Annotated in this window: 18 protein-coding genes; 6 read left to right on the top strand and 12 right to left on the bottom strand. The window is 71.9% G+C overall.

Annotated features, from left to right (window positions below; all coding sequences use genetic code 11):
• Window positions 1-69 precede the first annotated feature (69 nt).
• Genes tal through ESZ52_RS10870 form a run of 4 tightly spaced genes read left to right on the top strand, consistent with a single transcriptional unit; the run spans window position 70 to window position 5,418 of the window.
• The gene (tal, locus tag ESZ52_RS10855) at window positions 70-1,278 is read left to right on the top strand and encodes a transaldolase (RefSeq protein WP_131104954.1); all 1,209 of its coding nucleotides are present in this window, start codon (window positions 70-72) and stop codon (window positions 1,276-1,278) included.
• Window positions 1,275-2,915, top strand: coding sequence for a glucose-6-phosphate isomerase (locus ESZ52_RS10860; protein WP_131104955.1), 1,641 nt, complete (start codon window positions 1,275-1,277; stop codon window positions 2,913-2,915). Before tal ends, ESZ52_RS10860 begins: the two co-directional genes overlap by 4 nt.
• Window positions 2,912-4,453 (top strand): glucose-6-phosphate dehydrogenase, encoded by a 1,542-nt coding sequence (zwf, locus tag ESZ52_RS10865; protein ID WP_238154597.1) that lies wholly within the window; start codon window positions 2,912-2,914, stop codon window positions 4,451-4,453. The genes ESZ52_RS10860 and zwf overlap by 4 nt, the downstream gene beginning before the upstream one ends.
• On the top strand, window positions 4,450-5,418 hold the full coding sequence (locus ESZ52_RS10870; RefSeq protein ID WP_131104957.1) for a glucose-6-phosphate dehydrogenase assembly protein OpcA: 969 nt from the start codon (window positions 4,450-4,452) through the stop codon (window positions 5,416-5,418). Before zwf ends, ESZ52_RS10870 begins: the two co-directional genes overlap by 4 nt.
• Window positions 5,419-5,524: 106 nt before the next feature.
• Here the strand turns inward: ESZ52_RS10870 and ESZ52_RS10875 are convergent, their stop codons facing one another.
• From ESZ52_RS10875 to ESZ52_RS19305, 12 genes are all read right to left on the bottom strand, one after another.
• Window positions 5,525-5,887 carry an RNA polymerase-binding protein RbpA gene (locus ESZ52_RS10875; protein WP_131104958.1) on the bottom strand — a complete coding sequence of 121 codons (363 nt, stop codon included), beginning with the start codon at window positions 5,885-5,887 and terminating at the stop codon, window positions 5,525-5,527.
• Window positions 5,888-6,049: 162 nt separating this feature from the next.
• The gene (gene secG / locus ESZ52_RS10880) at window positions 6,050-6,292 is read right to left on the bottom strand and encodes a preprotein translocase subunit SecG (protein WP_131106569.1); all 243 of its coding nucleotides are present in this window, start codon (window positions 6,290-6,292) and stop codon (window positions 6,050-6,052) included.
• Between the two features lie 148 nt (window positions 6,293-6,440).
• Window positions 6,441-7,265 carry a triose-phosphate isomerase gene (tpiA, locus tag ESZ52_RS10885; protein WP_131104959.1) on the bottom strand — a complete coding sequence of 275 codons (825 nt, stop codon included), beginning with the start codon at window positions 7,263-7,265 and terminating at the stop codon, window positions 6,441-6,443.
• Entirely contained in the window at window positions 7,265-8,482 is a 1,218-nt protein-coding gene (locus ESZ52_RS10890; RefSeq protein WP_131104960.1) for a phosphoglycerate kinase, read from the bottom strand. The genes tpiA and ESZ52_RS10890 overlap by 1 nt, the downstream gene beginning before the upstream one ends.
• Window positions 8,483-8,486: 4 nt before the next feature.
• Window positions 8,487-9,491, bottom strand: coding sequence for a type I glyceraldehyde-3-phosphate dehydrogenase (gap, locus tag ESZ52_RS10895; protein ID WP_131104961.1), 1,005 nt, complete (start codon window positions 9,489-9,491; stop codon window positions 8,487-8,489).
• Window positions 9,492-9,791: 300 nt separating this feature from the next.
• Window positions 9,792-10,772 carry a DNA-binding protein WhiA gene (whiA, locus tag ESZ52_RS10900; protein ID WP_131104962.1) on the bottom strand — a complete coding sequence of 327 codons (981 nt, stop codon included), beginning with the start codon at window positions 10,770-10,772 and terminating at the stop codon, window positions 9,792-9,794.
• Window positions 10,773-10,864: 92 nt separating this feature from the next.
• Window positions 10,865-11,842, bottom strand: a complete 978-nt coding sequence (locus ESZ52_RS10905; protein WP_181010025.1) for a gluconeogenesis factor YvcK family protein — start codon at window positions 11,840-11,842, stop codon at window positions 10,865-10,867.
• Window positions 11,839-12,771 carry an RNase adapter RapZ gene (rapZ, locus tag ESZ52_RS10910; RefSeq protein WP_202865323.1) on the bottom strand — a complete coding sequence of 311 codons (933 nt, stop codon included), beginning with the start codon at window positions 12,769-12,771 and terminating at the stop codon, window positions 11,839-11,841. The genes ESZ52_RS10905 and rapZ overlap by 4 nt, the downstream gene beginning before the upstream one ends.
• A 53-nt stretch (window positions 12,772-12,824) precedes the next feature.
• Entirely contained in the window at window positions 12,825-14,735 is a 1,911-nt protein-coding gene (gene uvrC / locus ESZ52_RS10915; protein ID WP_131104964.1) for an excinuclease ABC subunit UvrC, read from the bottom strand.
• Window positions 14,728-15,165 (bottom strand): QcrA and Rieske domain-containing protein, encoded by a 438-nt coding sequence (locus ESZ52_RS10920; protein WP_131104965.1) that lies wholly within the window; start codon window positions 15,163-15,165, stop codon window positions 14,728-14,730. Before ESZ52_RS10920 ends, uvrC begins: the two co-directional genes overlap by 8 nt.
• Window positions 15,162-18,152 carry an excinuclease ABC subunit UvrA gene (uvrA, locus tag ESZ52_RS10925; protein WP_425600012.1) on the bottom strand — a complete coding sequence of 997 codons (2,991 nt, stop codon included), beginning with the start codon at window positions 18,150-18,152 and terminating at the stop codon, window positions 15,162-15,164. Before uvrA ends, ESZ52_RS10920 begins: the two co-directional genes overlap by 4 nt.
• A 55-nt stretch (window positions 18,153-18,207) precedes the next feature.
• The gene (locus ESZ52_RS19305) at window positions 18,208-18,351 is read right to left on the bottom strand and encodes a hypothetical protein (RefSeq protein WP_181010017.1); all 144 of its coding nucleotides are present in this window, start codon (window positions 18,349-18,351) and stop codon (window positions 18,208-18,210) included.
• 173 nt (window positions 18,352-18,524) lie between these two features.
• Between ESZ52_RS19305 and gltB the strand changes: the two genes are divergently transcribed.
• Entirely contained in the window at window positions 18,525-23,129 is a 4,605-nt protein-coding gene (gltB, locus tag ESZ52_RS10930) for a glutamate synthase large subunit (RefSeq protein WP_131104966.1), read from the top strand.
• Window positions 23,122-24,582, top strand: a complete 1,461-nt coding sequence (locus ESZ52_RS10935) for a glutamate synthase subunit beta (protein ID WP_131104967.1) — start codon at window positions 23,122-23,124, stop codon at window positions 24,580-24,582. The genes gltB and ESZ52_RS10935 overlap by 8 nt, the downstream gene beginning before the upstream one ends.
• Window positions 24,583-24,607 lie beyond the last annotated feature (25 nt).

Consider the following 24,607-nt stretch of genomic DNA (forward strand, 5'->3'; position numbering starts at 1 on the left):
TCTCAGCGGGAGCCCCCAACAGCGCGATCCCAGCACCAGTTCCAGCAGCGAGTCGAAGGAGAGACCAGGATGAGCGACCAGAAGCCGACCTCCGAGCCCACCGAGGGCGCCACCGGTGACCGGGAGGCCGCCCGGACCACCTTGCACGAGCTCGCCGAGTCGGGTGTCTCGGTGTGGCTGGACGACCTCAACCGTCCGATGATCACCGACGGCGACCTGCAGCAGTACATCGACCGCGGGGTGCTCGGGGTCACCACCAACCCGACGATCTTCGCCACCGCGCTGTCCGAGGGCGAGGCCTACAGCGACCAGGTGCGCGAGCTCGCCGCGTCAGGCGCCGACGTGGACGCCGCGGTGCACGCGCTGACCACGCAGGACGTGCGCAACGCCTGCGACATCTTCCTGCCGACGTTCGAGGCCACCGGTGGGCAGGACGGCCGGGTCTCGATCGAGGTCGACCCCCGGCTGGCCAAGGACACCGCCGGCACCGTGCAGATGGCCGAGCAGCTGTGGAGCGAGATCGACCGGCCCAACCTGCTGGTGAAGATCCCCGCCACCGTCGAAGGGCTGCCGGCGATCAGCCAGGCCCTCACGGCGGGCATCAGCGTCAACGTCACCCTGATCTTCAGCCTGGACCGTTACCGCGGGGTGATGAACGCCTACCTGACGGGTCTCGAGCAGGCCCTGGAGCAGGGCCGCGACCTGTCCACCATCCGCTCGGTCGCCAGCTTCTTCGTCTCCCGCGTGGACGCCGAGATCGACAAGCGCCTGGAGGCGATCGGCACCGACGAGGCGCTGGCGCTGCGCGGCAAGGCCGGCCTGGCCAACGCACGCCTCGCCTACCAGGCCTTCGAGGAGGTCTTCTCCACCCCGCGCTGGGCCAATCTGCGGGACCACGGCGCCCACCTGCAGCGTCCCCTGTGGGCCTCGACCGGCGTCAAGAACCCGGACTACCCGGACACTCTCTACGTCACCGAGCTGGTGGCGGCGGACACCGTCAACACCATGCCCAGCAAGACGCTGGAGGCCACCGTCGACCACGGCGAGCTGCACGGCGACACCATCACCGGCGGCTACGCCGAGGCGCAGCAGATGCTCGACGACCTGGAGCGGGTGGGCGTCTCCTACCCCGAGGTCGTCGACCTGCTCGAGGTCGAGGGCGTGGACAAGTTCGAGAAGTCCTGGGCGGAGCTGCTGGAGTCCGTGCAGGATGAGCTGGACAAGGCCGGCTCCGCCGGGTCTGGCGGGTCGGACGGGTCCTCGGGGTCCTCGTCATGACAGCCCTCACCGTGGAGGCGCTCGGTGCTGCCGCCGACGCCGTCGAGCGTCACCTGCCCGACCTGGTCCAGGAGCGCTTCGCCTCGCGCCTGTTCGCCCAGGACGCGCAGCTGTGGGGCCCCGAGGCCCAGGAGGAGGCCGCCAAGCGGCTCGCCTGGGTGGGGCTTCCCCGCACCTCCCGGCCCCTCGTCGGAGAGATCGCGGCCCTGCGGGAGGAGCTGCGCGAGCGCGGCGTCGACCGGGTGGTGCTGTGCGGCATGGGCGGGTCCTCGCTCGCCCCGGAGGTCATCTGCGCGACTGCGGGGCGGCCGCTCGTCGTGCTGGACAGCTCTGACCCGGACATGGTGCGTGCCGCGGTGCAGGAGGACCTGGAGCGGACCGTCGTCGTGGTGTCCTCCAAGTCGGGCTCCACGCTGGAGACCGACAGCCAGCGACGCGCCTTCGTCCAGGCGTTCACCGACGCGGGCATCGACCCGACCGAGCGCGTGGTCATCGTCACCGACCCCGGCAGCCCTCTGGACACGCAGTCCCGGGAGGGCGGCTACCGGGTGGTCAACGCCGACCCCGACGTCGGCGGCCGCTACTCGGCGCTGACCGCCTTCGGGCTGGTTCCCTCCGGCCTGGCCGGGGTGGACGTGGGCGCCCTGCTGGACGAGGCCGAGGAGGTCGCCGACCTGCTCGCCGAGGACGACTCCGGGAACCCGGGGCTGCGGCTCGCCGCCGCCCTGGCCGGCACCGAGCCGCTGCGCGACAAGCTGCTCTTCACCGACGTCGGGTCCGGCATCGTCGGTCTGGCCGACTGGGCCGAGCAGCTCATCGCGGAGTCGACCGGCAAGTCCGGCACCGGCGTGCTGCCGGTCGTGACGCCTGCCGGTGCAGGACCGACCGAAGGCCTCACCGACACCAGCGACTGCACGGTCGTGGTGCTGGCCCCCGACGTCGAGGAGAGCGACGACGGTGAGCGCCTGCCGAACGGCGGTGCGGAGTCCCAGGTCAACGTCACGGGATCCCTGGGGGCCCAGCTCCTGCTCTGGGAGGTCGCCACCGCCGCGGCCGGCCGGCTGCTCGGGATCAACCCTTTCGACCAGCCGGACGTGGAGAGCGCCAAGGAGGCCGCCCGCCAGATCATGGCCGAGGGCGCCGGCTCCGGCGAGGCTGCCGCGCTCGCGGACGGTGTCGTCGAGGTCCGGGCCCTGGGCGGGTGGCTGCCTGACGATGTGACCGACCTGGCCGGTGCGGTGCAGGCCCTGCTGGGCCAGCTCGACCCGCAGCGCGGCTACCTGGCGGTCATGGCCTACCTGGATCGGCTCCACCTGGCTGACCTGACCGGGATGCAACCCGGCCTGGTCGGACGGACGGGGCGGCCGGTGACCTTCGGCTGGGGACCCCGCTTCCTGCACTCCACCGGTCAGTACCACAAGGGTGGCCCCGCCCAGGGCGTCTACCTGCAGGTGACCGCGGCCCCGGTCCAGGACCTGCCGGTGCCCGGAAAGGATTACACCTTCGGGGAGTTCATCGCGGCCCAGGCGGCCGGCGATGCTCGGGTGCTGGCCGAGCACGAGCGTCCGGTGCTACGCCTGCACCTGACCGAGCGCGACGCGGGCCTCGAGCAGCTGCGGCAGGTGCTGCCCTGGTGAGGGGCACTCCGCCCAACCCGCTGCGGGACCCGGACGACAAGCGGCTGCCCCGCATCGCGGGTCCGTGCAGCATGGTGATGTTCGGGGTGACGGGTGACCTGGCGCGCAAGAAGCTCATGCCGGCCATCTACGACCTGGCCAACCGCGGGCTGCTGCCCCCCGGATTCTCGCTCGTCGGCTTCGCCCGTCGGGACTGGGCGGACCAGGACTTCGCGGAGGTGGTGCGGGAGGCCGTGCGCGAGAACGCCCGCACCCCGTTCCGCGACGAGGTATGGCGATCGCTGGCCGAGGGCTTCCGGTTCGTCTCCGGCGCCTTCGACGACGACGAGGCCTTCGCCGAGCTGGCGCGGACCGTCGCCGAGCTGGACGAGGAGCGGGGCACGGGCGGCAACCACGCCTTCTACCTGTCCATCCCGCCGTCCTGGTTCGGGACCGTCTGCGAGCAGCTGCAGCGCAGCGGGCTGTCCGACCCGAGCGAGGGGACCTGGCGGCGGGTGGTCATCGAGAAGCCGTTCGGCCACGACCTGGCCAGCGCCCAGGAGCTCAACCAGATCGTCGAGGCGGTCTTCCCGCCGGACTCGGTCTTCCGGATCGACCACTACCTGGGCAAGGAGACGGTGCAGAACATCCTCGCCTTCCGGTTCGCCAACCAGGTCTTCGAACCGGTCTGGAACCGTCACTACGTCGACCATGTGCAGATCACCATGGCCGAGGACATCGGCATCGGCGGCCGGGCCGGCTACTACGACACCGTCGGCGCGGCCCGCGACGTCATCCAGAACCACCTGCTCCAGCTGCTCGCCCTCACCGCGATGGAGGAGCCGCTGTCGTTCACTGCGGACGCGGTCCGCTCCGAGAAGGAGAAGGTGCTGGCGGCCGTGACCCTGGGCGAGGACCTGGACGCGACGACCGCGCGCGGCCGGTACGGCCCGGGCTGGCAGGGCTCGACCAAGGTGGCCGGCTACGTCGAGGAGGAGGGCGTCGAGGCCGACCGGGGCACCGAGACGTATGCCGCGCTCCGGCTGGACGTGCAGACCCGCCGGTGGGCCGGCGTGCCCTTCTACCTGCGCACCGGCAAGCGGCTCGGCAAGCGGGTCACCGAGATCGCGGTGATCTTCCGTCGGGCACCCCGCCAGCCGTTCAGCAGCACGGCGACCGAGGAGCTGGGCGCCAACGCCTTCGTCATCCGGGTCCAGCCCGACGAGGGCGTCACGGTCCGCTTCGGCTCCAAGGTGCCCGGCAGCCAGATGGAGGTGCGGGACGTGTCGATGGACTTCGGCTACGGCGCCTCGTTCACCGAGTCCAGCCCCGAGGCCTACGAACGGCTCATCCTCGACGTGCTGCTCGGCGAGCCGCCGCTGTTCCCCCGCCACGAGGAGGTCGAGCAGTCCTGGCGCATCCTGGACCCGGTGATCGAGCACTGGGCAGCCGCCCAGGCCGACGGCGAGCCTCCGCAGGACTACCCGGCAGGCTCCTGGGGCCCGGCGACCGCCGAGGAGCTGCTCCGTCGGGACGGCCGGGAGTGGAGGTTGCCGTGATCGTCGACCTGCCCGACGCCTCGACCCGGGACGTCGCCCAGCGCCTGGTCCAGCTCCGACAGGAGGTCGGGGCGATGGCGATGGGCCGGGTGCTCACCCTGCTGGTCTCGGTCGACGAGGACGGCCTGGACCGCGCCGTCAGCGCCGCCAACGAGGCCACCCGCCAGCACCCGGCGCGCATCCTGGTGGTGGTACCGGTGAACACGCCCGTCGATCAGCGCGATGACGAGCCGAGTGACGAGCACGTCGAGCAGGGATCTCCGGACCGGCTGGACGCGGAGATCCGCGTCGGCGGGGACGCGGGCGCCTCCGAGGTCGTGGTGCTCCGGCTGCACGGGGAGCTGACCCGGCACGGCAGCGCCGTCGTCATCCCACTCCTGCTGCCTGACTCCCCCGTCGTGGCCTGGTGGCCCGGTGACAGCGAGGAGGACGTGGCCGGCACGCCGCTGGGCAGCATGGCGCTGCGCCGGGTGACCGATGCCGACCGGTGCACCGACCCGGCCGCGCAGCTGCGGCGCCGGGCGCGGTACTACCGACCCGGCGACACCGACCTGGCGTGGACCCGCCTCACCCGGTGGCGGGCGCTGCTGGCCTCCTCCCTGGACGGAAGGCCCTACGAACCGGTCACCTCGGTCGAGGTGCTCGGCGAGCCGGGGCGACCCAGCGGTGACCTGCTCGCCGGGTGGCTGGCCGAGTCGCTGCGGTGCCCCGTCACGCAGCTCGGCACGCCGGAGGGCAGTGGCCTGGTCGGGGTACGTCTGGTGCGCGGCTCCGGCCCGATCGAGCTGATCCGCAGCGAGGACGGCTCGGACACCGCCACCCTCACCAGGCCGGGGACCCCGCCCCGCCTGGTGGCACTGCATACCCCGTCGTTGCCCGAGGCGCTGGCCGAGGAGCTGCGCCGCCTGGACCCCGACGAGGTCTACGCCCGCGCCCTGTGCGAGGGGCTGCCCCTCGTCACCTGAGCGGGACGCCCGTCCGCTGCTGGGACTGCTCCTGTGATGTGGACGCGGGCGGCTGCTCGCGGCCTTGCTCGCGTTCTCCTACGCGCGTTCTCCTACTCGCGTTCTCCTACTCGCTGGACCCTGCGCCCACCCCGCGCTCCCGCAGGGTGCGCAGCGCCTCCTCCAGCAGCGACTCGCCCTCCTGGTCGCTGCGGCGCTCCTTGACGTAGGCCAGGTGGGTCTTGTACGGCTCGGTACGGGGCGGTTCTGGTGGCGCGTCCCGGTCCCGCCCCGCGGGGAGCCCGCACCGGGGGCAGTCCCACACCTGGGGGATCTCCACCTCAGTGCCCTGGGCGAAGCTGGGGGTCGTCTCGTGGCCGTTGCCACACCAGTAGCTCACGAAGATCCTGGGGGCAGCCTCCCCCCGCTCGCTCTCGCCCATGGGCCCAGAACCGACCCGGCTTCCCCGGATCGCGTTGGCGCCAGCCATCTTGCCTCCTTGCACAGACTGTCGACGGGCACACCCGCACGGGTGAGGTATGCCGTCCCTGGTCTCAGCGTAACCCCGGCACCCGTCCCGTGGCGAGCACCTGGCCGGTGCAGCGTGTGTTCGGCGGAGATCTGGTGCCGGTCCGAAAGAGGACGGGCGCTCTCAGGAGAAGCGGACGAGGACACCGATGGCGACGATGACACCGGCCCAGACGAGGGCCATACCGACGGTGATCCGGTTCAGGTTGCGTTCGGCGATGGAGGAGCCACCGAGGCTGCTGCTCATGCCGCCGCCGAACATGTCGGACATGCCGCCGCCCTTGCCCTTGTGCATCAGGATGAGCAGGACGAGGAAGCAGCTGGTGATGACCAGCAGCCCATCGAGGAACCAGCGCACGTACTCCACGCGGGACACACCTTGTCGTCGGACCGGTCAAGAAGATTGTCGCCCCGGACCCGTGAGGGATCCGGGGCGACAGACAGCCTAACCCAGCAGGGGCCAGTCACCGAACGTGCGCGCCCGAGAAGCGGTGAACGCGCCCGGACACTCGGTCTCAGCCAGCCCCGTGGTGGTGCTGGTAGCGCACGATGGCGGCGAAGTCGTCCACGGACAGGGCGGCGCCCCCGACCAGGGCCCCGTCCACGTCCTCGCGGGACATGATCTCCGCGACGTTGCCCGGCTTGACCGAGCCGCCGTAGAGCACCCGCAGCCCGGCGGCGACATCGTCACCGACGAGCTCGCCCACGGTGCTGCGGATGGCGGCGCACACCTCCTGGGCGTCGTCGGGGGTGGCGACCTCCCCGGTGCCGATCGCCCACACGGGCTCGTAGGCGACCACCACCTGGCCCACCTGCTCGGCCTCCAGGCCGTCCAGCGCGGCGCGGAGCTGGGTCACGACATGCTCGACGTGCTGCCCTGCCTGGCGGACCTCCAGGGGCTCCCCCACGCACAGGATCGGCGTGAGTCCGTGCCGCAGGGCGGCGCGCACCTTGGCGGCGACCAGCTCGTCGGTCTCTCGGTGGTACTCGCGGCGCTCGCTGTGGCCGACCACCACGTAGGTGCAGCCCAGCTTGGCCAGGAAGGCCCCGGAGATCTCCCCGGTGTAGGCCCCCTCGTCGTGCTGGGAGAGGTCCTGCCCGCCGAAGCCGAGCCGGAGCTTGTCGCCCTGGACCAGCGTCTGCACCGAGCGCAGGTCGGTGAAGGGGGGCAGGACGACGACCTCGACCTGGTCGTAGTCGTGCCGCGCGTCCCGCAGCGTCCAGTCCAGCTTCTGCACCATGTGGGTGGCCTGGAGGTGGTCCAGGTTCATCTTCCAGTTGCCCGCCATCAACGGCGTGCGTCCGGTCCTCGGGGTGCCCTTGCTCGTCGTGGTCGCCATCAGTCCTCCAGTACCTGTAGGCCGGGCAGCTCCTTGCCCTCGAGGAACTCCAGGCTGGCCCCACCACCGGTGGAGATGTGCCCGAAGTCGTCGTCGGCGTGGCCGAAGGCGCGCACGGCCGCGGCGGAGTCGCCCCCGCCGACGACGGTGAGCGCGCCGGCCCTGGTGCGCTTGACCAGGGCCTCGGCGACCGCCTTGGTGCCCGAGGCGAACGCGTCCATCTCGAAGGCCCCCATGGGGCCGTTCCAGAAGACGGTCTGGGTGTCGTCGAGCTTCTCGGCGAACAGCTTCTCCGAGGCCGGACCGATGTCCAGACCCATCATGTGCGCGGGGATGGCGTCCGCCGCCACCACCTCGTGCTCCGCGTCGGCGGAGAAGGAGGCGGCCACGACGATGTCGACCGGGAGCACGATCTCCACGCCCCGGGCGGTCGCGGTCTCCAGATAGCCGCGGACCGTGTCGACCTGGTCCTCCTCCAGCAGGCTGGTCCCGACCTCATGGCCGAGGGCCTTGAGGAAGGTGAAGACCATCCCGCCGCCGACGAGGAGCCGGTCCGCCACGGTGATGAGGGACTCGATGACCCCCAGCTTGTCGCTGACCTTGGCGCCGCCGAGGATGACGGCGTAGGGGCGGCGTGGTTGCTCACGCAGCGCCCGCATCACCTCGACCTCGGCGTGCACCAGCATCCCCGCCGCGTGCGGCAGCTCCTGGGCCACGTCGTAGACCGAGGCCTGGGCCCGGTGCACGACCCCGAAGCCGTCGGAGACGTAGCCGTCGGCCAGGGCGGCGAGCTGCCGGGCGAAGTCCCCGCGCTCGTCGTCGTCCTTGGCGGTCTCCCCCGGGTTGAACCGGAGGTTCTCCAGCACCACGACGTCGCCGTCCGACATGGCCTTGACCGCCTCGGTGGCCCGCTCGCCGACGGTCTCCTCCACGAAGGTGACCGGGGTGATGTGGCCGAGCAGCTCGCGCAGCCGGTCCGCGACCGGGGCCAGCGAGTAGCGGGGCTCCGGTGCGCCCTTGGGCCGGCCGAGGTGGGCGACGACGACGACCCGGGCGCCGGCGTCGGTCAGGTGGCGGATCGTGGGGACCGAGGCCCGCACGCGTCCATCGTCGGTGATGGTGGTGCCGTCGAGCGGCACGTTGAGGTCCGAGCGGACCAGGATCGTCTTGCCAGCCAGCCCGCCGAGCTGCTCGGCGAGGTCGGAGAGGGTGCGCATCGGCTCAGAGCTTGGCGCCGACCAGGGCGACGAGGTCGACCAGGCGGCAGGAGTAGCCCCACTCGTTGTCGTACCAGCCGACGACCTTGACCTGGTTGCCGATGACCTTGGTCAGGCCGGCGTCGAAGATGCACGAGTGGGGGTCGGTCTCGATGTCCTTGGACACGATCGGGTCCTCGGTGTACTTCAGGATCCCCTTCAGCGGGCCGTCGGCCGCCTTCTTCACGGCGGCGTTGACCTCCTCGACGGTCACCTCGCGGCCCGCCTCGAAGGTCAGGTCGGTGGCCGAGCCGGTCGGGACGGGGACGCGGAGGGCGTAGCCGTCGAACTTGCCCTTCAGCTCGGGCAGCACCAGCGACACCGCCTGCGCGGCGCCCGTCTTGGTCGGCACGATGTTGAGGGCGGCGGCCCGGGCGCGACGCAGGTCCTTGTGCGGCCCGTCCTGCAGGTTCTGGTCGGCGGTGTAGGCGTGGATCGTGGTCATCAGACCCTTGACGATCTCGAACTCCTCGTGCAGCACCTTGGCCATCGGGGCCAGGCAGTTGGTGGTGCAGGAGGCGTTGGAGACGATGTGGTGCGAGGCGGGGTCGTAGTCACCCTCGTTGACGCCCATCACCAGGGTGATGTCCTCGTTCTTGGCGGGCGCGGAGATGATGACCTTCTTGGCCCCCGCGTCGATGTGCTTCTGGGCCGCGGTCGCGTCGGTGAAGATGCCGGTGGACTCCACGACCACGTCGACGCCCAGGTCCCCCCAGGGCAGCGCGCTCGGGTCCTTCTCGGCGAAGGCCTTGATGGCCTTGCCGTCGACGGAGATCTCCTCCTCGGTGGAGCTCACCTCGCCCTCCAGCCGGCCCAGGATCGAGTCGTACTTCAGCAGGTGCGCGAGCGTGGCGTTGTCGGTGAGGTCGTTCACCGCCACGATCTCGATGTCGGCGTCGGAGCCCAGCACGGCGCGCGTGAAGTTGCGGCCGATGCGCCCGAAGCCGTTGATGCCAACACGAACGGTCATGATCAGACAACCTTCCCTCGAGGGTCGGCGGCGCACCGGGTGTGCACCGCTTTCGAAGAGCCCGCGGAGATGCTGCGAGGATTCCTTCCCGGACTCCTCGCGACCTCTCGCGGACTTCCCGTCTCCCGCCCAACCTATCGGTTGCCGGTAGGCGGCGCGTGCCCGGGGGACCGCTCGTCCCAGGCCTCGGCAGACCCTCGCAATCCCTGCACACGCCAGGCTCATGACCCGCCTGCACGGACCGTCCCGCCCTGACGTGGGTCCCTGCGGTGGCCGCCGGTGACGGCGAGCGGGGTGCGCTCAGTCGTCGAACATGTCGGGGGTGAGGTTGGCCTCAGTCCCCTCCATCCCCAGCTCCTCGGCCCGCTTGTCCGCCATCGCGAGCAGCCGCCGGATCCGACCGGCCACGGCGTCCTTGGTCATCGGCGGGTCGGCGAGCTGGCCGAGCTCCTCCAGGGAGGCCTGCTTGTGCTCCAGGCGCAGCTGGCCGGCCACGCGCAGGTGCTCCGGGACCTCCTCGCCGAGGATCTCCAGGGCGCGCTCCACGCGGGCCCCGGCGGCGACGGCCGCGCGGGCGGAGCGCCGCAGGTTCGCGTCGTCGAAGTTGGCCAGCCGGTTGGCGGTCGCCCGCACCTCGCGGCGCATCCGCCGCTCCTCCCAGGCCAGCACCGCGTCATGTGCACCGAGCCGGGTGAGCATGGCCCCGATCGCGTCGCCGTCCCGGATGACCACCCTGTCCACGCCGCGCACCTCCCGGGCCTTGGCCTGGATCCCCAGCCGTCGCGCGGCCCCGACCAGGGCCAGGGCGGCCTCGGGCCCGGGGCAGGTGATCTCCAGGGCGGAGGACCGACCGGGCTCGGTGATCGACCCGTGCGCCAGGAAGGCACCCCGCCAGGCCGCCTCGGCGTCGCACACGGAGGCGCCGACGACCCGCGGGGGCAGACCGCGGACGGGACGACCGCGGTGGTCGATCAGCCCGGTCTGGCGGGCCAGGGACTCACCGTCAGAGGTGGCCCGCACCACATACTTGGTGTGCTTGCGCAGGCCGCCGGGGCTCATCACCACGACCTCGCTGCTGGAGCCGTAGACCTCGGCCATGAAGGCGCGCAGGCGGCGCGCGCTCTGGGCGGTGTCCAGCTCGGCCTCGATGACGATGCGGCCACCGACGATGTGCAGGCCGCCGGCGAACCGCAGCATGGTGGAGACCTCAGCCTTGCGGCAACAGGTCTTGGTCACCGGGAGCCTGGCCAGCTCGTCCTTGACCTTCGCGGTCATCGCCACTGCGCTGATCCTTCTCGTCCGTGGTGCGTCGTTCACGCCGGTCTGCCCCCGCCCGGCCTCCGGAAGACTACTATCCCGCCCTGTGCCGGCGGTCACGAGACCACCCCGCTCATCACGTCGCGGTATGCCGCGGCGAGCCGCAGGGTGTCGTGCAGGCCGGGGCGGCCCAGCTTGGCGACCGCGGTCAGCACCAGCTCGCCCCCCACCCGCTCGACCGCCTCGGCGAGGGCCTGGTGCTCGGCCTCGGACCGGACGACGCCAGGGTCGGCGATGACGTGGTCGAAGCTCAGCCCGGGCGCGTGCGCGGCGACGGCGTTCACGTGGTCGGCGACGGTGTAGCCGGAGTCCTCGTCGTCGGTGAGGCTCACGTTCAGGGTGAGCACGCGCTGGGCCGGGGTGTCCCGCAGCGCCTGCAGCAGGTCGGGCACGAGCAGGTGCGGCATGACCGAGGTGAACCACGAGCCCGGCCCCAGCACGACGACGTCCGCCAGCTTGATCGACTCCACCGCCTCGGGGCACGCGGGCGGCGACTCAGGCAGCAGGCGCACCGAGGTGACCTGGCCCGGGTGCTTGGCGACCTGGGACTGCCCACGGACGGTGATCGTGCCGCCGGCACCCTCCCCGCCCGGCGCGGCGAGGCCGTCCATCGTCACGGTGGCCTCGATGTCCAGCGGCACCTGTGACATCGGCAGCACCCGGCCGCGGGTGTTGAGCAGCCGACCGACCATGTCCAGGCCCCGCACCTCCTGCCCGGGCAGCAGGTCCCACAGGGCGACGATCAGCAGGTTGCCCAGGGCGTGGCCCGCCAGGTGGCCGTCGCCGCCGAACCGGTGCTGCAGCACGCCCGACCACTGGTGTCCCCAGACGGTGTCCTCGCAGAGCGCGGCGAGTGCCATCCGCAGGTCGCCCGGCGGCAGGATGTCGAAGTCCTGACGCAGCCGCCCGCTGGAGCCGCCGTCGTCGGCGACGGTGACCACGGCGGTGATCGCCTCGGTGATGTGCCGCAGCGCCTGCAGCGAGGCCGACAACCCGTGGCCGCCACCGAGGGCGACCACCCGCGGCGCGCTCACTCGCGCCCCAGGTCCCGGTGGAAGGTGGTCAGCTGCACGCCGACCTCGTCCAGGTCCATCAACCGCCTGGTCAGCTCCTCGGCGGTCGCGACCGATCGATGCTTGCCGCCGGTGCATCCCACGGCGACGGTGAGGTACCTCCGGCCCTCCGCCAGGTAGCCGCGCACGGCGGTCCGCAGCATCGCCTCGGCGTGGTCGAGGAAGTCACCGGCGTTGTCCTGCCCGAGGACGAAGTCTCGGACCGGGCCGTCCTGCCCGGTGAAGGGGCGCAGCTCGGGGATCCAGTAGGGGTTGGGCAGGAAGCGCAGGTCGAGGACCACGTCGGCGTCCAGGGGGATGCCGTACTTGAAGCCGAAGGAGACGACGGCGAAGCGCAGGCGCACCTCGTCGTTCGTGCTCAGCAGGTCGTCGATCTTGGCGCTGAGCTGGTGGACGTTGTAGTTGCTGGTGTCGACGACGATGTCGGCGTTGGAGCGCAGGTCGCCGAGCATCCGACGCTCGCGCCGGATGCCGTCGAGCAGCAGCCCCTCCCCCTGCAGCGGGTGCGGCCGCCGGACCGCCTCGAAGCGCCGCACCAGCGACTCGTCGGAGGAGTCGACGAAGATGATCCGCGGCTGCCAGCCCGCAGCACCGAGGTCCTCGAGGGCGCGGCTGAGCTCGGTGGTGAAGTCGCGGGAGCGCACGTCGACGATGACCGCGACCTTCTGCCGGTGCGGGTCGTCGGCGGTGAGCTCCATCAGCCGGGGCACCATGGCGGGCGGCAGGTTGTCGACGACATACCACCCGCGGTCCTCGAGCACGTCGCCGGCGGTGGTGCGGCCCGCCCCGGACATGCCGGTGAGGATGACCACGTCGTGGCGTGCCGGGGTCGAGGTGGGCGGTGTGGGCGAGGACAGGCCCTCGCGCGTTCCGGTGGCGGGTGTCGTCACAGTGGGCTCCGTCCCGTCGGCGGGCGGGTGCTGCCCGTGGCGGGACCAGCGGGTCAGTCGAGCACCTCGCCCGTGCTCAGGTTAACCGCCGGACCGGGTTGCTCGTCGCGCAGCCTGGCCAGCACGGTCTGCGCGAGCGCCGGGCCGACCCCGGGCACCTCCTGCAGCTCGTCCAGGTCGGCCGCCCGCAGCGCCTTGACCGAGCCGAAGTGGCGCAGCAGCGCCTTCTGCCGGGCCGGGCCGAGGCCCGGTATGCCGTCCAGGGCGCTGACCGTCATGCTGCGCGAGCGGCGCTGGCGGTGGAAGGCGTTGGCGAACCGGTGCGCCTCGTCACGGACCCGCTGGAGCAGGTAGAGCGCCTCGCTGGAGCGGGGCAGGACGACGGGGTACTCCTGGTCGGGCAGCCACACCTCCTCCAGCCGCTTGGCCAGGCCGACGACGGCCACGTCGGTGATCCCCAGGTCGGACAGCGCCTGCTGCGCGGCGCGCACCTGCGGCAGGCCGCCGTCGACGACGACCAGGTTGGGCGGGTAGGCGAACTTCGCCGGCCGCCCGTCGTCCTCGGCGGGCGCGGGCGCCTGGACCAGGTGGCGGAAGCGGCGGGTGAGGACCTCGTGCATCGCGGCCGTGTCGTCACCGGTGCCCTGCCGGACGATGAACCGCCGGTACTCGCTCTTGCGCGCCAGGCCGTCCTCGAAGACGACCATCGAGCCGACGACGTCGCTGCCCTGCACGTGGCTGATGTCGAAGGACTCGATGCGCAGCGGGGCGTCGTCCAGCTCCAGGGTCTCCTGGAGCTCCTGCAGGGCCTGGGAGCGCAGGGTCAGGTCGCCCGAGCGGGTGACCTTGTGCCGTGCCAGCGCCTGCTCCGCGTTGCGCCCGACCGTCTGCATGAGGGTCTTCTTGTCACCGCGCTGGGGCACCCGTACCCGCACCCGGGACCCGCGCAGCTCGGACAGCCAGATCTCGAGCTCCTCGTGACCCTCGGGCAGCACCGGGACCAGCACCTCGCGGGGCACGTCCTCGCCGCGCTCGGGGCCGTAGACCTGCTGAAGCAGGTGTTCGACGATCGAGCCCATGTCCTCGGCGCCCTTCTCGCTGACCCAGCCGCGCTGGCCCCTGACCCGCCCGCCGCGGACGTGGAAGACCTGCACCGCGACCTCCAGCTCGTCGTCGGCCAGGGCGAAGACGTCGGCGTCGGTGCTGTCGGGCAGGACGACCGCCGAGCGTTCCAGCGCCCGGGTCAGGGCACCCACGTCGTCGCGCAGCCGGGCGGCGGTCTCGAAGTCGAGCTCGGCCGCCGCCTGCCGCATCTGGGCCTCCAGCCGCCGCACGAAGCGAGCGGTGTCGCCAGCCATGAAGGCGCAGAAGTCCTCGGCGATCTCCCGGTGCTCCTCGGCACTGACCCGGCCCACGCAGGGGGCCGAGCACTTGTCGATGTAGCCGAGCAGGCACGGTCGTCCCACCTGCTCAGCCCGGCGGAAGACACCGGCCGAGCAGGTCCGCAGCGGGAAGACCCGCAGCAGGGTGTCCAGGGTCTCCCGGATGGCCCATGCGTGGGTGTAGGGGCCGAAGTAGCGGGTGCCGGGGCGCTTCTTGCCGCGCATCACCTGGGCCCGGGGATACTCCTCCCCCATCGTGACGGCGAGGTAGGGGTAGGACTTGTCGTCGCGGTACTTGACGTTGAACCGGGGGTCGAACTCCTTGATCCAGGAGTACTCCAGCTGCAGCGCCTCGACCTCGTTGCGGACGACGGTCCATTCGACCCGGGCCCCGGTGGTGACCATCTGCCGGGTCCGCGGGTGCAGGGCCGACAGGTCCTGGAAGTAGGAGGACAGCCGGGAGCGCAGGTTGCTCGCCTTGCCGACGTAGATGACCCGGTCGTGCTGGTCGCGGAAGCGGTAGACCCCGGGCTCGGTGGGGATCTCACCGGTGCGGGGACGGTAGGACGCGGGGCTAGCCACGGATCAGCAGGTCCTCCCCGTCCACCTCGACGGTCAGGGCGACCAACGGCTCCTGCGCCGGGCCGGAGACCGGGGCGCCGCTGGCCGGGTCGAAGACGCTGCCGTGGCACGGGCAGACCAGGTTGCCGTCGTCGTCGGTGCTGGAGGTCATGCAGCCCTCATGGGTGCAGGTGGCGTCGTAGGCGAGCCACCGGCCCTCGCTGGGCTGGGTGACGATGACCCGTGCCGAGGCCTGCGGGTAGTAGGTCGAGCCGCCCACCGGGGTGTCGGCCAGCGGCACCCGCAGCGCACCGTCCGCGTCCACGGTCGGCGTGGACCCGCCACCGCTGTCACCGCCGCAGGCGGAGAGCAGGGCTGCGGCGCCGGCCGCGCACCCGCCGCCGAGGACGGCACGACGGGTCGGCAGCACGGACCTGGTGGGGGTGCTCACGCCGTGGACCTCCGGTTGACCTCGAGGATCGGGGCCAGGAACCGGCCGGTGTGGCTGCCGGCGTGCCGGGCCACCTGCTCCGGGGTGCCCTCGACGACGACGGTGCCGCCGCCACGGCCGCCCTCCGGGCCCATGTCGACGATCCAGTCGGCCGACTTGATCACGTCCAGGTTGTGCTCGATGACCAGGACCGTGTTGCCCTTGTCCACCAGGCCCTGCAGGACGCCGAGCAGCCGCCGGATGTCCTCGAAGTGCAGCCCGGTCGTCGGCTCGTCCAGGACGTAGATCGTCCGTCCGGTCGAGCGCTTCTGCAGCTCGGCGGCCAGCTTGACCCGCTGCGCCTCGCCGCCGGAGAGGGTGGTCGCCGGCTGGCCCAGGCGGACATACCCCAGGCCGACCTGGTTGAGCGTGCTCAGGTGCCGGCTGATCACCGGGACGGCGGCGAAGAACTCGGCCGCCTCCTCGATCGGCATGTCCAGGACGTCGGCGATGGTCCGGCCCTTGTAGTGCACCTCGAGCGTCTCGCGGTTGTAGCGGCGACCGTGGCAGACCTCGCAGGGGACGTAGACGTCCGGCAGGAAGTTCATCTCGATCTTCAGCGTGCCGTCGCCGGAGCAGGCCTCGCAGCGCCCGCCCTTGACGTTGAAGCTGAACCGTCCGGGCAGGTAGCCACGGACCTTGGCCTCGGTCGTGGTGGCGAACAGCTTGCGGATGTGGTCGAACAGACCGGTGTAGGTCGCCGGGTTGCTGCGGGGCGTACGGCCGATGGGGCTCTGGTCGACGTGCACCACCTTGTCGAGCTCGTCCAGCCCGTCCACCCTGCGGTGCCGCCCCGGGACGTGCCGGGCGCCGTTGAGCTGGTTGGCGAGCACCTTGTAGAGGATGTCGTTGACCAGCGTGGACTTGCCCGAGCCGCTGACGCCGGTGATGGCCACCAGGTTGCTCAGCGGGAAGCTCACGTCGATGTCCTGCAGGTTGTTCTCCCGCGCACCCCGGACCGCCACCGCGCGGCCGTCCTGCAGGCGCCGCGTCTCCGGCAGCGGGATCGCCTTGCGGCCGGAGAGGTACTGGCCCGTCATCGACGTGGGGTGGGAGAGCAGGTCCTTCACGGAGCCGCTGTGCACGACGTGCCCGCCGTGCTCACCGGCGCCGGGGCCGATGTCGACGACCCAGTCGGCGGTGGCGATCGTGTCCTCGTCGTGCTCCACGACGATGAGGGTGTTGCCGAGGTCGCGCAGCCGGGTCAGGGTCTCGATGAGCCGGTGGTTGTCCCGCTGGTGCAGGCCGATGCTCGGCTCGTCGAGCACGTAGAGCACGCCGACCAGGCCGGAGCCGATCTGGGTGGCCAGCCGGATCCGCTGGGCCTCGCCGCCGGAGAGGGTGCCGGCCGGCCGGTCCAGGGACAGGTAGTCCAGGCCGACATCGAGCAGGAAGCCCAGCCGGGCCGCGATCTCCCGGCTCACCTGGGCGGCGATCGCCGCCTCGCGCGGGGTGTACTGCACCTGGGCGAGGAACTCGGCGCACTCGTCGATCGACATCGCGCTGACCTCGGCGATGCTCCGGCCGCCGACGAGGATCGCCAGGATCTCCGGCTTGAGCCGGGCACCCTTGCACGCCGGGCACGGCACCTCACGCATGTAGCCCTCGTAGCGCTCCCGGCTGCTGTCGGACTCGGTCTCCCCGTGCTTGCGCTTGATGTAGGGGATGACGCCCTCGAAGCCGGTCGAGTAGCTGCGCTCCCGGCCGAACCGGTTGCGGTAGCGCACATGCACCTTGTGCTTGTAGCCGTGCAGGATCGCGTCCTTGGCCCGCCCGGGCAGGGCACCCCAGGGCACGTCCAGGCGGAAGTCGAGGTCGTCGGCGAGCCCGCCCAGCACCCGCAGGAAGTAGTCGCTGAGGCCACCGCTGGCGGTGGACCAGGCGACGATCGCCCCGGCGAGGATGCTCTGGTCCTCACGCACCACGAGCTCGGGGTCCACCTCCAGCTCCACGCCGATGCCGGTGCACTCCGGGCAGGCGCCGAAGGGGCTGTTGAAGGAGAACGAGCGTGGCTCGATCTCGTCGATCGACAGGGGGTGCTCGTTCGGGCAGGCCATCCGCTCGGAGAACCGGCGCTCCCGCGGCAGCTCGGCCCCGGCGGCGTCCGCGGGCAGGCCCCGGCTGCCCGGCTCCTCCCCCTCGGCCGGCACGTCGACGAACTCGGCGACGACGATGCCCCCGGCCAGGGAGAGCGCCGTCTCGACGGAGTCGGTGAGGCGCCGGGCGTACGCGCGGTCGACGGTCGGTTCCCCGTCACCGTCGGCCGGCTCCCCCGCCTTGGCGACGAGCCGGTCGACGACCACCTCGATGCTGTGCTTGCGCTGCTTCTCCAGGGTGGGCGGGTCGGTCAGCTGCACCAGCTCGCCGTCCACCCGGGCCCGGGCGAAACCCTTGGCCTGCAGCTCGGAGAAGAGATCGACGAACTCGCCCTTGCGGCCTCTGACGACCGGCGCCAGCAGCTGGAAACGGGTGCCGGAGGGCAGCTCCAGCAGCCGGTCGACGATCTGCTGCGGGGTCTGCCGCTCGACCGGCTCGCCGCAGACGTGGCAGTGGGGGCGACCGACACGGGCGTAGAGCAGACGCAGGTAGTCATGGACCTCGGTGATCGTGCCGACGGTCGAGCGCGGGTTGCGGTTGGTCGACTTCTGGTCGATCGACACCGCGGGCGACAGGCCCTCGATGAAGTCGACGTCGGGCTTGTCCATCTGGCCCAGGAACATCCGGGCGTAGGCGGACAAAGACTCGACGTAGCGGCGCTGCCCCTCGGCGAAGATGGTGTCGAAGGCGAGCGAGGACTTGCCCGAGCCGGACAGCCCGGTGAACACCACGAGGGCGTCGCGGGGGATGTCGACGGAGACGTCCTTGAGGTTGTGCTCACGGGCTCCCTGCACGACAAGACGGTCGTGACGGGGTCCGGGCACAGGGGTGGGGATGGACGAAGACTGCACCCATCCACTGTAAGTCCCCCCACTGACAGGCCTGACTTTCCGCAGGCAGGGCGAGCTACTGGGAGTCGTCCCCCGGGACGGTGCCACCGGTGTCGGGCCGGTCCGCGGTGGCCTCGTCCTCCTTGCGCACCGATTCTTCCGGTGACTCGGCGGCCACGTCGGAGATGTTCGCCGGCTTCTTGTCCGTCGACTCAGTCATGAGGGCTCCTTCCGTTGAGTCCCTCAGGCTAGGGCGCCACCGCGCCGCGCGCGCGGCAGCCTTTCCACCAGCCCGATGCATATGTATTCTGTCCCCCGCATAACTTCCTGCGGGTCACCGTCGTCCCGCGCGCCCACCCCGCGCCCCACGGTGCCTGTCAGAACGGTGCTCCCATGCCCGAGACTCCCGCTGCGCTCCGCCCTGTGCCCGGCGCGCCCCCGCAGGGCCTGTATGACGGCCGGCACGAGCACGACGCGTGCGGCGTCGCCTTCGTCGCCCGGCTCGACGGGGTGCCGCGGCACGAGGTCGTGCGCCAGGCGCTGACCGCGCTGCACAACCTGGACCACCGTGGCGCCGTCGGGTCGGAGGTCGACACCGGGGACGGGGCCGGGATCCTCACCCAGGTGCCGGACGCCTTCCTGCGCGCCGTGCTGCCCTTCGAGCTGCCCTCCGAGGGCCGGTATGCCGTCGGCATCGTCTTCCTGCCCGCGGACGGTACCGCGGACGAGGTGGCCGCCCAGATCGAGGACCTCGTCGTCCACAGCGGTCTGCGCACCCTCGGCTGGCGTGACGTGCCGACGGACAGCCGTCTGGTCGGGCCGACCGCGCTGTCGGTCATGCCGGTCATGCGCCAGCTCGTGGTGGCCGGCCAACCCTCACCCGACGGCCGGGTCGAGGAGGGCCTGGAGCTGGAGCGCCGGGTCTGGCTGTGCCGCAAGCGGATCGAGCGGCGGACCACGGCATACCCCGTCTCGCTGTCCACCCGCACCCTCACCTACAAGGGGATGCTCACCACCGAGCAGCTGCCCGCCTACTTCCCCGACCTGGGCGACGAGCGCTACGCGAGCGCGCTGGCCGTGGTGCACTCCCGGTTCTCCACCAACACCTTCCCCTCGTGGCCGCTGGCCCACCCCTACCGGGTGGTCGCCCACAACGGCGAGATCAACACGGTGCGCGGCAACCGCAACTGGATGACCGCCCGGCAGTCACAGCTGGCGAGCGAGCTGTTCCCCGGTGGCGACGAGGCCCTCACGGACGTGCTGCCGATCTGCACACCCGACGCCTCCGACTCGGCGACCTTCGACGAGGTGCTGGAGCTGCTGGCCCTGTCCGGGCGCTCCCTGCCGCACGCGGTCCGGATGATGATCCCCGAGGCGTGGGAGAACGCCGCCGGGATGGACCCGGCGCTGCGGGCCTTCTACGAGTACCACTCGATGCTCATGGAGCCGTGGGACGGGCCGGCCAACCTCGTCTTCACCGACGGCACCCAGGTGGGCGCGGTCCTGGACCGCAACGGCCTGCGCCCGTCGCGCTACTGGGTCACCACCGACGGGCTGGTGGTGCTGGGCTCGGAGACGGGGCTGCTGGACCTTCCCGAGGAGCGGGTCGCCCGCAAGGGTCGGGTCGCCCCGGGCCGGATGTTCCTCGTCGACCTCGCCGAGGGCCGCATCGTGCCCGACGAGGAGGTCAAGGAGCAGCTGGCCAGCCGCGCGCCCTACCGCGAGTGGCTGGACGAGCACGTGGTGCACCTGGGCGACCTGCCGGACCGGGTGCACGTGCGGCATACCCATGCCTCCGTCGCCCGGCGCCAGCAGATCTTCGGCTACACCGAGGAGGAGCTGCGCATCCTGCTGGCGCCGATGGCCCAGAAGGGCCAGGAACCCCTCGGCGCCATGGGCACCGACACCCCCATCGCCGTGCTGTCGGAGCGTCCGAGGCTGCTCTTCGACTACTTCGTCGAGGCCTTCGCACAGGTGACGAACCCGCCCCTGGACGCGATCCGGGAGGAGGTTGTCACCTCGCTGGTCACCTCGACCGGCCCCGAGCCGAACCTGCTCAGCGAGACCGCCCAGCACGCCCGCCAGGTCGTGCTGCCGTTCCCGGTCATCGACAACGACCAGCTGGCGAAGCTGCGGCGCATCGACGCCGAGGTCGGGCACGCCGACCTCGGCGCCACGGTGGTCCGCGGCCTCTACCGCGTGGACGGTGGCGCCGCGGCCCTGGCGGAACGGCTGGTGGAGATCTGCGCCGAGGTGGACGAGGCGGTCGCGGCCGGCGCCTTCTTCGTCGTCCTCTCCGACCGGCACGCGGACCGCGAGCTGGCGCCCATCCCGTCCCTGCTGCTCACCAGCGCCGTCCACCACCACCTGGTCGCGAACAACACCCGGACCCAGGTCGGGCTGCTCGTCGAGGCCGGTGACGTGCGCGAGGTGCACCACGTCGCCACCCTGGTGGCCTACGGCGCCGCAGCGGTCAACCCCTACCTGGCCATGGAGACGGTGGAGAACCTGTGCTCGGCCGGTCAGGTCCTGGACGGGCTGGACCCCGACGTGGCGATCCGCAACCTCATCACTGCCCTGGGCAAGGGCGTGCTCAAGGTGATGTCCAAGATGGGCATCTCCACCATCGCCTCCTACCGCGGTGCCCAGACCTTCGAGGCCGTCGGCCTGTCCCGCGAGCTGGTCGCGCGGTGGTTCCCCGGCACCACGAGCCAGATCGACGGCGTGGGCCTGGACGTCGTCGCCGAGGAGGTCGCCCGGCGGCACGAGCGTGCCTACCCGCGGTCGGGCATCCCGCCCTACCACCGCACCCTGGAGATCGGGGGCGAGTACCAGTGGCGCCGGGAGGGTCCACCCCACCTGTTCAGCCCGGAAGCCGTCTTCCGGCTCCAGCACGCGACCCGTGAGCGCCGCGAGGACATCTTCCGGCAGTACACCGACCTGGTGGACGAGCAGGCCGACCAGCTGATGACGCTGCGTGGCCTGTTCACCCTGCGCCCGGACCGCGAGCCGATCAGCCTCGACGAGGTCGAGCCGGTCAGCTCGATCGTCCGGCGGTTCGCGACCGGCGCGATGTCCTACGGCTCGATCTCGCAGGAGGCGCACGAGACCCTCGCGATCGCGATGAACCGGCTGGGCGGCAAGTCCAACACCGGGGAGGGCGGGGAGGACGTCGAGCGGCTGCTGGACACCGAGCGCCGGTCGGCCATCAAGCAGGTGGCCTCCGGCCGGTTCGGGGTCACCTCCGCCTACCTGGTGCACGCCGACGACATCCAGATCAAGATGGCCCAGGGCGCCAAGCCGGGCGAGGGCGGTCAGCTGCCGCCGGGCAAGGTCTACCCGTGGGTGGCGCGGACCCGGCACTCGACCCCGGGCGTCGGGTTGATCTCACCGCCGCCGCACCACGACATCTACTCCATCGAGGACATCAAGCAGCTCATCCACGACCTGAAGAACGCCAACCCACAGGCCCGGATCCACGTCAAGCTGGTCAGCCAGGTCGGCGTGGGCACGGTCGCGGCCGGCGTGGCCAAGGCCAAGGCGGACGTCGTCCTCGTCTCGGGGCACGACGGGGGCACCGGGGCCAGCCCGTTGACCTCGCTCAAGCACGCCGGCACGCCCTGGGAGCTCGGGCTGGCCGAGACGCAGCAGACCCTGCTCGTCAACGGTCTGCGCGACCGCATCGTGGTCCAGTGCGACGGCCAGCTGAAGACCGGCCGGGACGTGCTGGTCGCCGCGCTGCTCGGCGCGGAGGAGTTCGGCTTCGCCACCGCACCCCTCGTCGTGTCCGGCTGCGTGATGATGCGGGTCTGCCACCTCGACACCTGCCCGGTGGGGGTGGCCACCCAGAACCCCGAGCTGCGCCAGCGCTACACCGGGCGGGCGGAGTACATCGTGACCTTCTTCGAGTTCCTCGCCCAGCAGGTGCGCGAGTACCTCGCCGAGCTCGGCTACCGCAGCCTGGACGAGGTCATCGGCCGCGTCGACCTGCTGGACACCGAGGCGGCCGTCGAGCACTGGAAGGCGGCAGGGCTGGACCTCTCCCCCGTCCTGCACCGCGTCGAGGCACCGGCCGGCACGGCCCTGCGCTGCACGACGAGCCAGGACCACGGGCTCGAGGCGGCGCTGGACCACCGCCTGGTGGAGCTGGCCGCCCCGGCCCTGGCGGACGGTACCCCTGTCCGCGGCACGGTCCCGGTGAGCAACGTCAACCGCACGGTGGGCACCCTGCTGGGCCACCACGTGACCCGGGCCGCGGGCCCCGAGGGGCTCCCGGACGGCACGATCGACCTGACGCTGGTCGGCTCCGCCGGACAGTCGCTGGGGGCCTTCCTGCCCCGGGGCGTCACGCTCCGGCTGGTCGGCGACGCCAACGACTTCGTCGGCAAGGGCCTGTCGGGCGGACGGATCGTGGTGCGGCCGCCGGACGACGCCCCGTACGTGAACGCCGGTCCCGGTGACCACGTCATCGCCGGCAACGTCATCTGCTACGGCGCGACGTCGGGGCAGGTCAACGTCCGCGGCACCGTCGGCGAGCGCTTCTGCGTGCGCAACTCCGGCGCGACCGCGGTCGTCGAGGGCGTGGGGGACCACGCCCTGGAGTACATGACCGGCGGCACCGTGCTGGTGCTGGGGCCGACCGGCCGCAACCTGGGCGCAGGGATGTCCGGCGGCACGGCCTACGTGCTCGACCTGGACCCGGACCTGCTCAACCCGCTGGCCCGGTCCGGCGGTGACCTGGTGCTGACCCGGCTGTCCGCCTCGGCACAGGCCGACCTCGACCTGGTGCGCCTGCTCCTGCTCGAGCACCGCGACCTCACCGGCAGCAGCGTCGCCGAGGCGCTGCTGGCCGACGACGGCTGGGCCGACCGGTTCACCGTCATCACCCCTGCGCAGTACGCCAGCGTGCTGCGCATCCGGCACGAGGCCGAGCAGCGGGGCGACGACCCCAACGGCCCGCACGCCTGGCAACGGATCCTGGAGGACTCCCATGGCTGACCCGCACGGCTTCCTGACCCACCGCCAGCGCGAGGACCGGCCCAGCCGTCCCGTCCCGGTCCGTATCCAGGACTGGAAGGAGGTGCACAGCGAGCAGGGCACGGACGTGCTGCGGCGGCAGGCCGGCCGCTGCATGGACTGCGGCATACCGTTCTGCCACCAGGGCTGCCCGCTGGGCAACCTCATCCCGGAGTGGAACGACCACACCCGCCGCGCCAACTTCGCCGACGCCATCGAGCGCCTGCACGCCACCAACAACTTCCCGGAGTTCACCGGCCGGCTCTGCCCCGCCCCGTGCGAGACGGCCTGCGTGCTGGGCATCAACCAGCCTCCGGTGACGATCAAGCAGATCGAGGTCTCGATCATCGACCGCGCCTTCGCCAACGGGCGCGTCACCCCGCAGGAGCCGGAGTGGCTCAGCGGCCGGACGGTCGCCGTCGTCGGCTCGGGACCGGCCGGGCTGGCCGCCGCCCAGCAGCTGGGCCGGGCCGGCCACACCGTCGTGGTCTACGAGCGCTCCGACGCCGTCGGCGGGCTGCTGCGCTACGGCATCCCGGAGTTCAAGCTCGAGAAGTCGGTGGTGGACCGGCGACTGGTGCAGCTGCGCGGGGAGGGCATCCGCTTCGTCACCGGCGTGACCGTCGGCGGTGACGGGCCGGACGACCCGTCCTTGGCGGACCTGCGCGAGCGGTTCGACGCGGTGGTCCTGGCGACCGGTTCGACCGTGCCGCGCACCCTGCAGGTGCCCGGCGCCGACCTGGAGGGCGTGCACCCTGCGATGGACTACCTGGTACCGGCGAACAGGGAGGCGCTGGGCGCGTCCCGCGGGATCGACGCCGAGGGCAAGGACGTGGTCATCATCGGCGGGGGTGACACCGGCGCCGACTGCCTGGGCACCGCACACCGGCAGGGCGCCCGCTCGGTGCTGCAGCTGGAGATCATGCCGACGCCCCCGGCCGAGCGACCGGCGCACCAGCCCTGGCCGACCTACCCGCTCCTCTACAAGGTGACCGAGGCGCACGAGGAGGGCGGTCAGCGCTCCTACGGCGTCTCCACCGTCGAGGTGCTCGACGACGGGCAGGGGCGGGTCCGCGGGCTGACGATGGTCGACGGTGCCTTCGTGGACGGCCGGTTCGTGCCGACCGAGGGGACCGAGCGGGAGATCCCCGCCCAGCTGGTGCTGCTGGCGATGGGCTTCGTCGGTCCCGACGACACCGCCGCCCCCGCCGGGCTGCTCCCCCGCACCCGAGCCAACACCTACGAGCGGGACGCCTCCTTCGCCACGCCCCTGGACGGGGTGTTCGCGGCGGGTGACTGCGGCCGTGGGCAGTCGCTCATCGTGTGGGCGATCGCCGAGGGACGCGCCTGCGCCGCCGCGGTCGACCGGCACCTGTCCGGCCGCACCTCGCTGCCCGCCCCGATCCGGCCCACCGACCGGCCGCTCACCGTGTGAGGACGGCGTCAGGGCACCCGGGCCC

The sequence above is a fragment of the Ornithinimicrobium sufpigmenti genome, from assembly GCF_004322775.1.
Taxonomy (GTDB): Bacteria; Actinomycetota; Actinomycetes; order Actinomycetales; family Dermatophilaceae; genus Ornithinicoccus; species Ornithinicoccus sufpigmenti.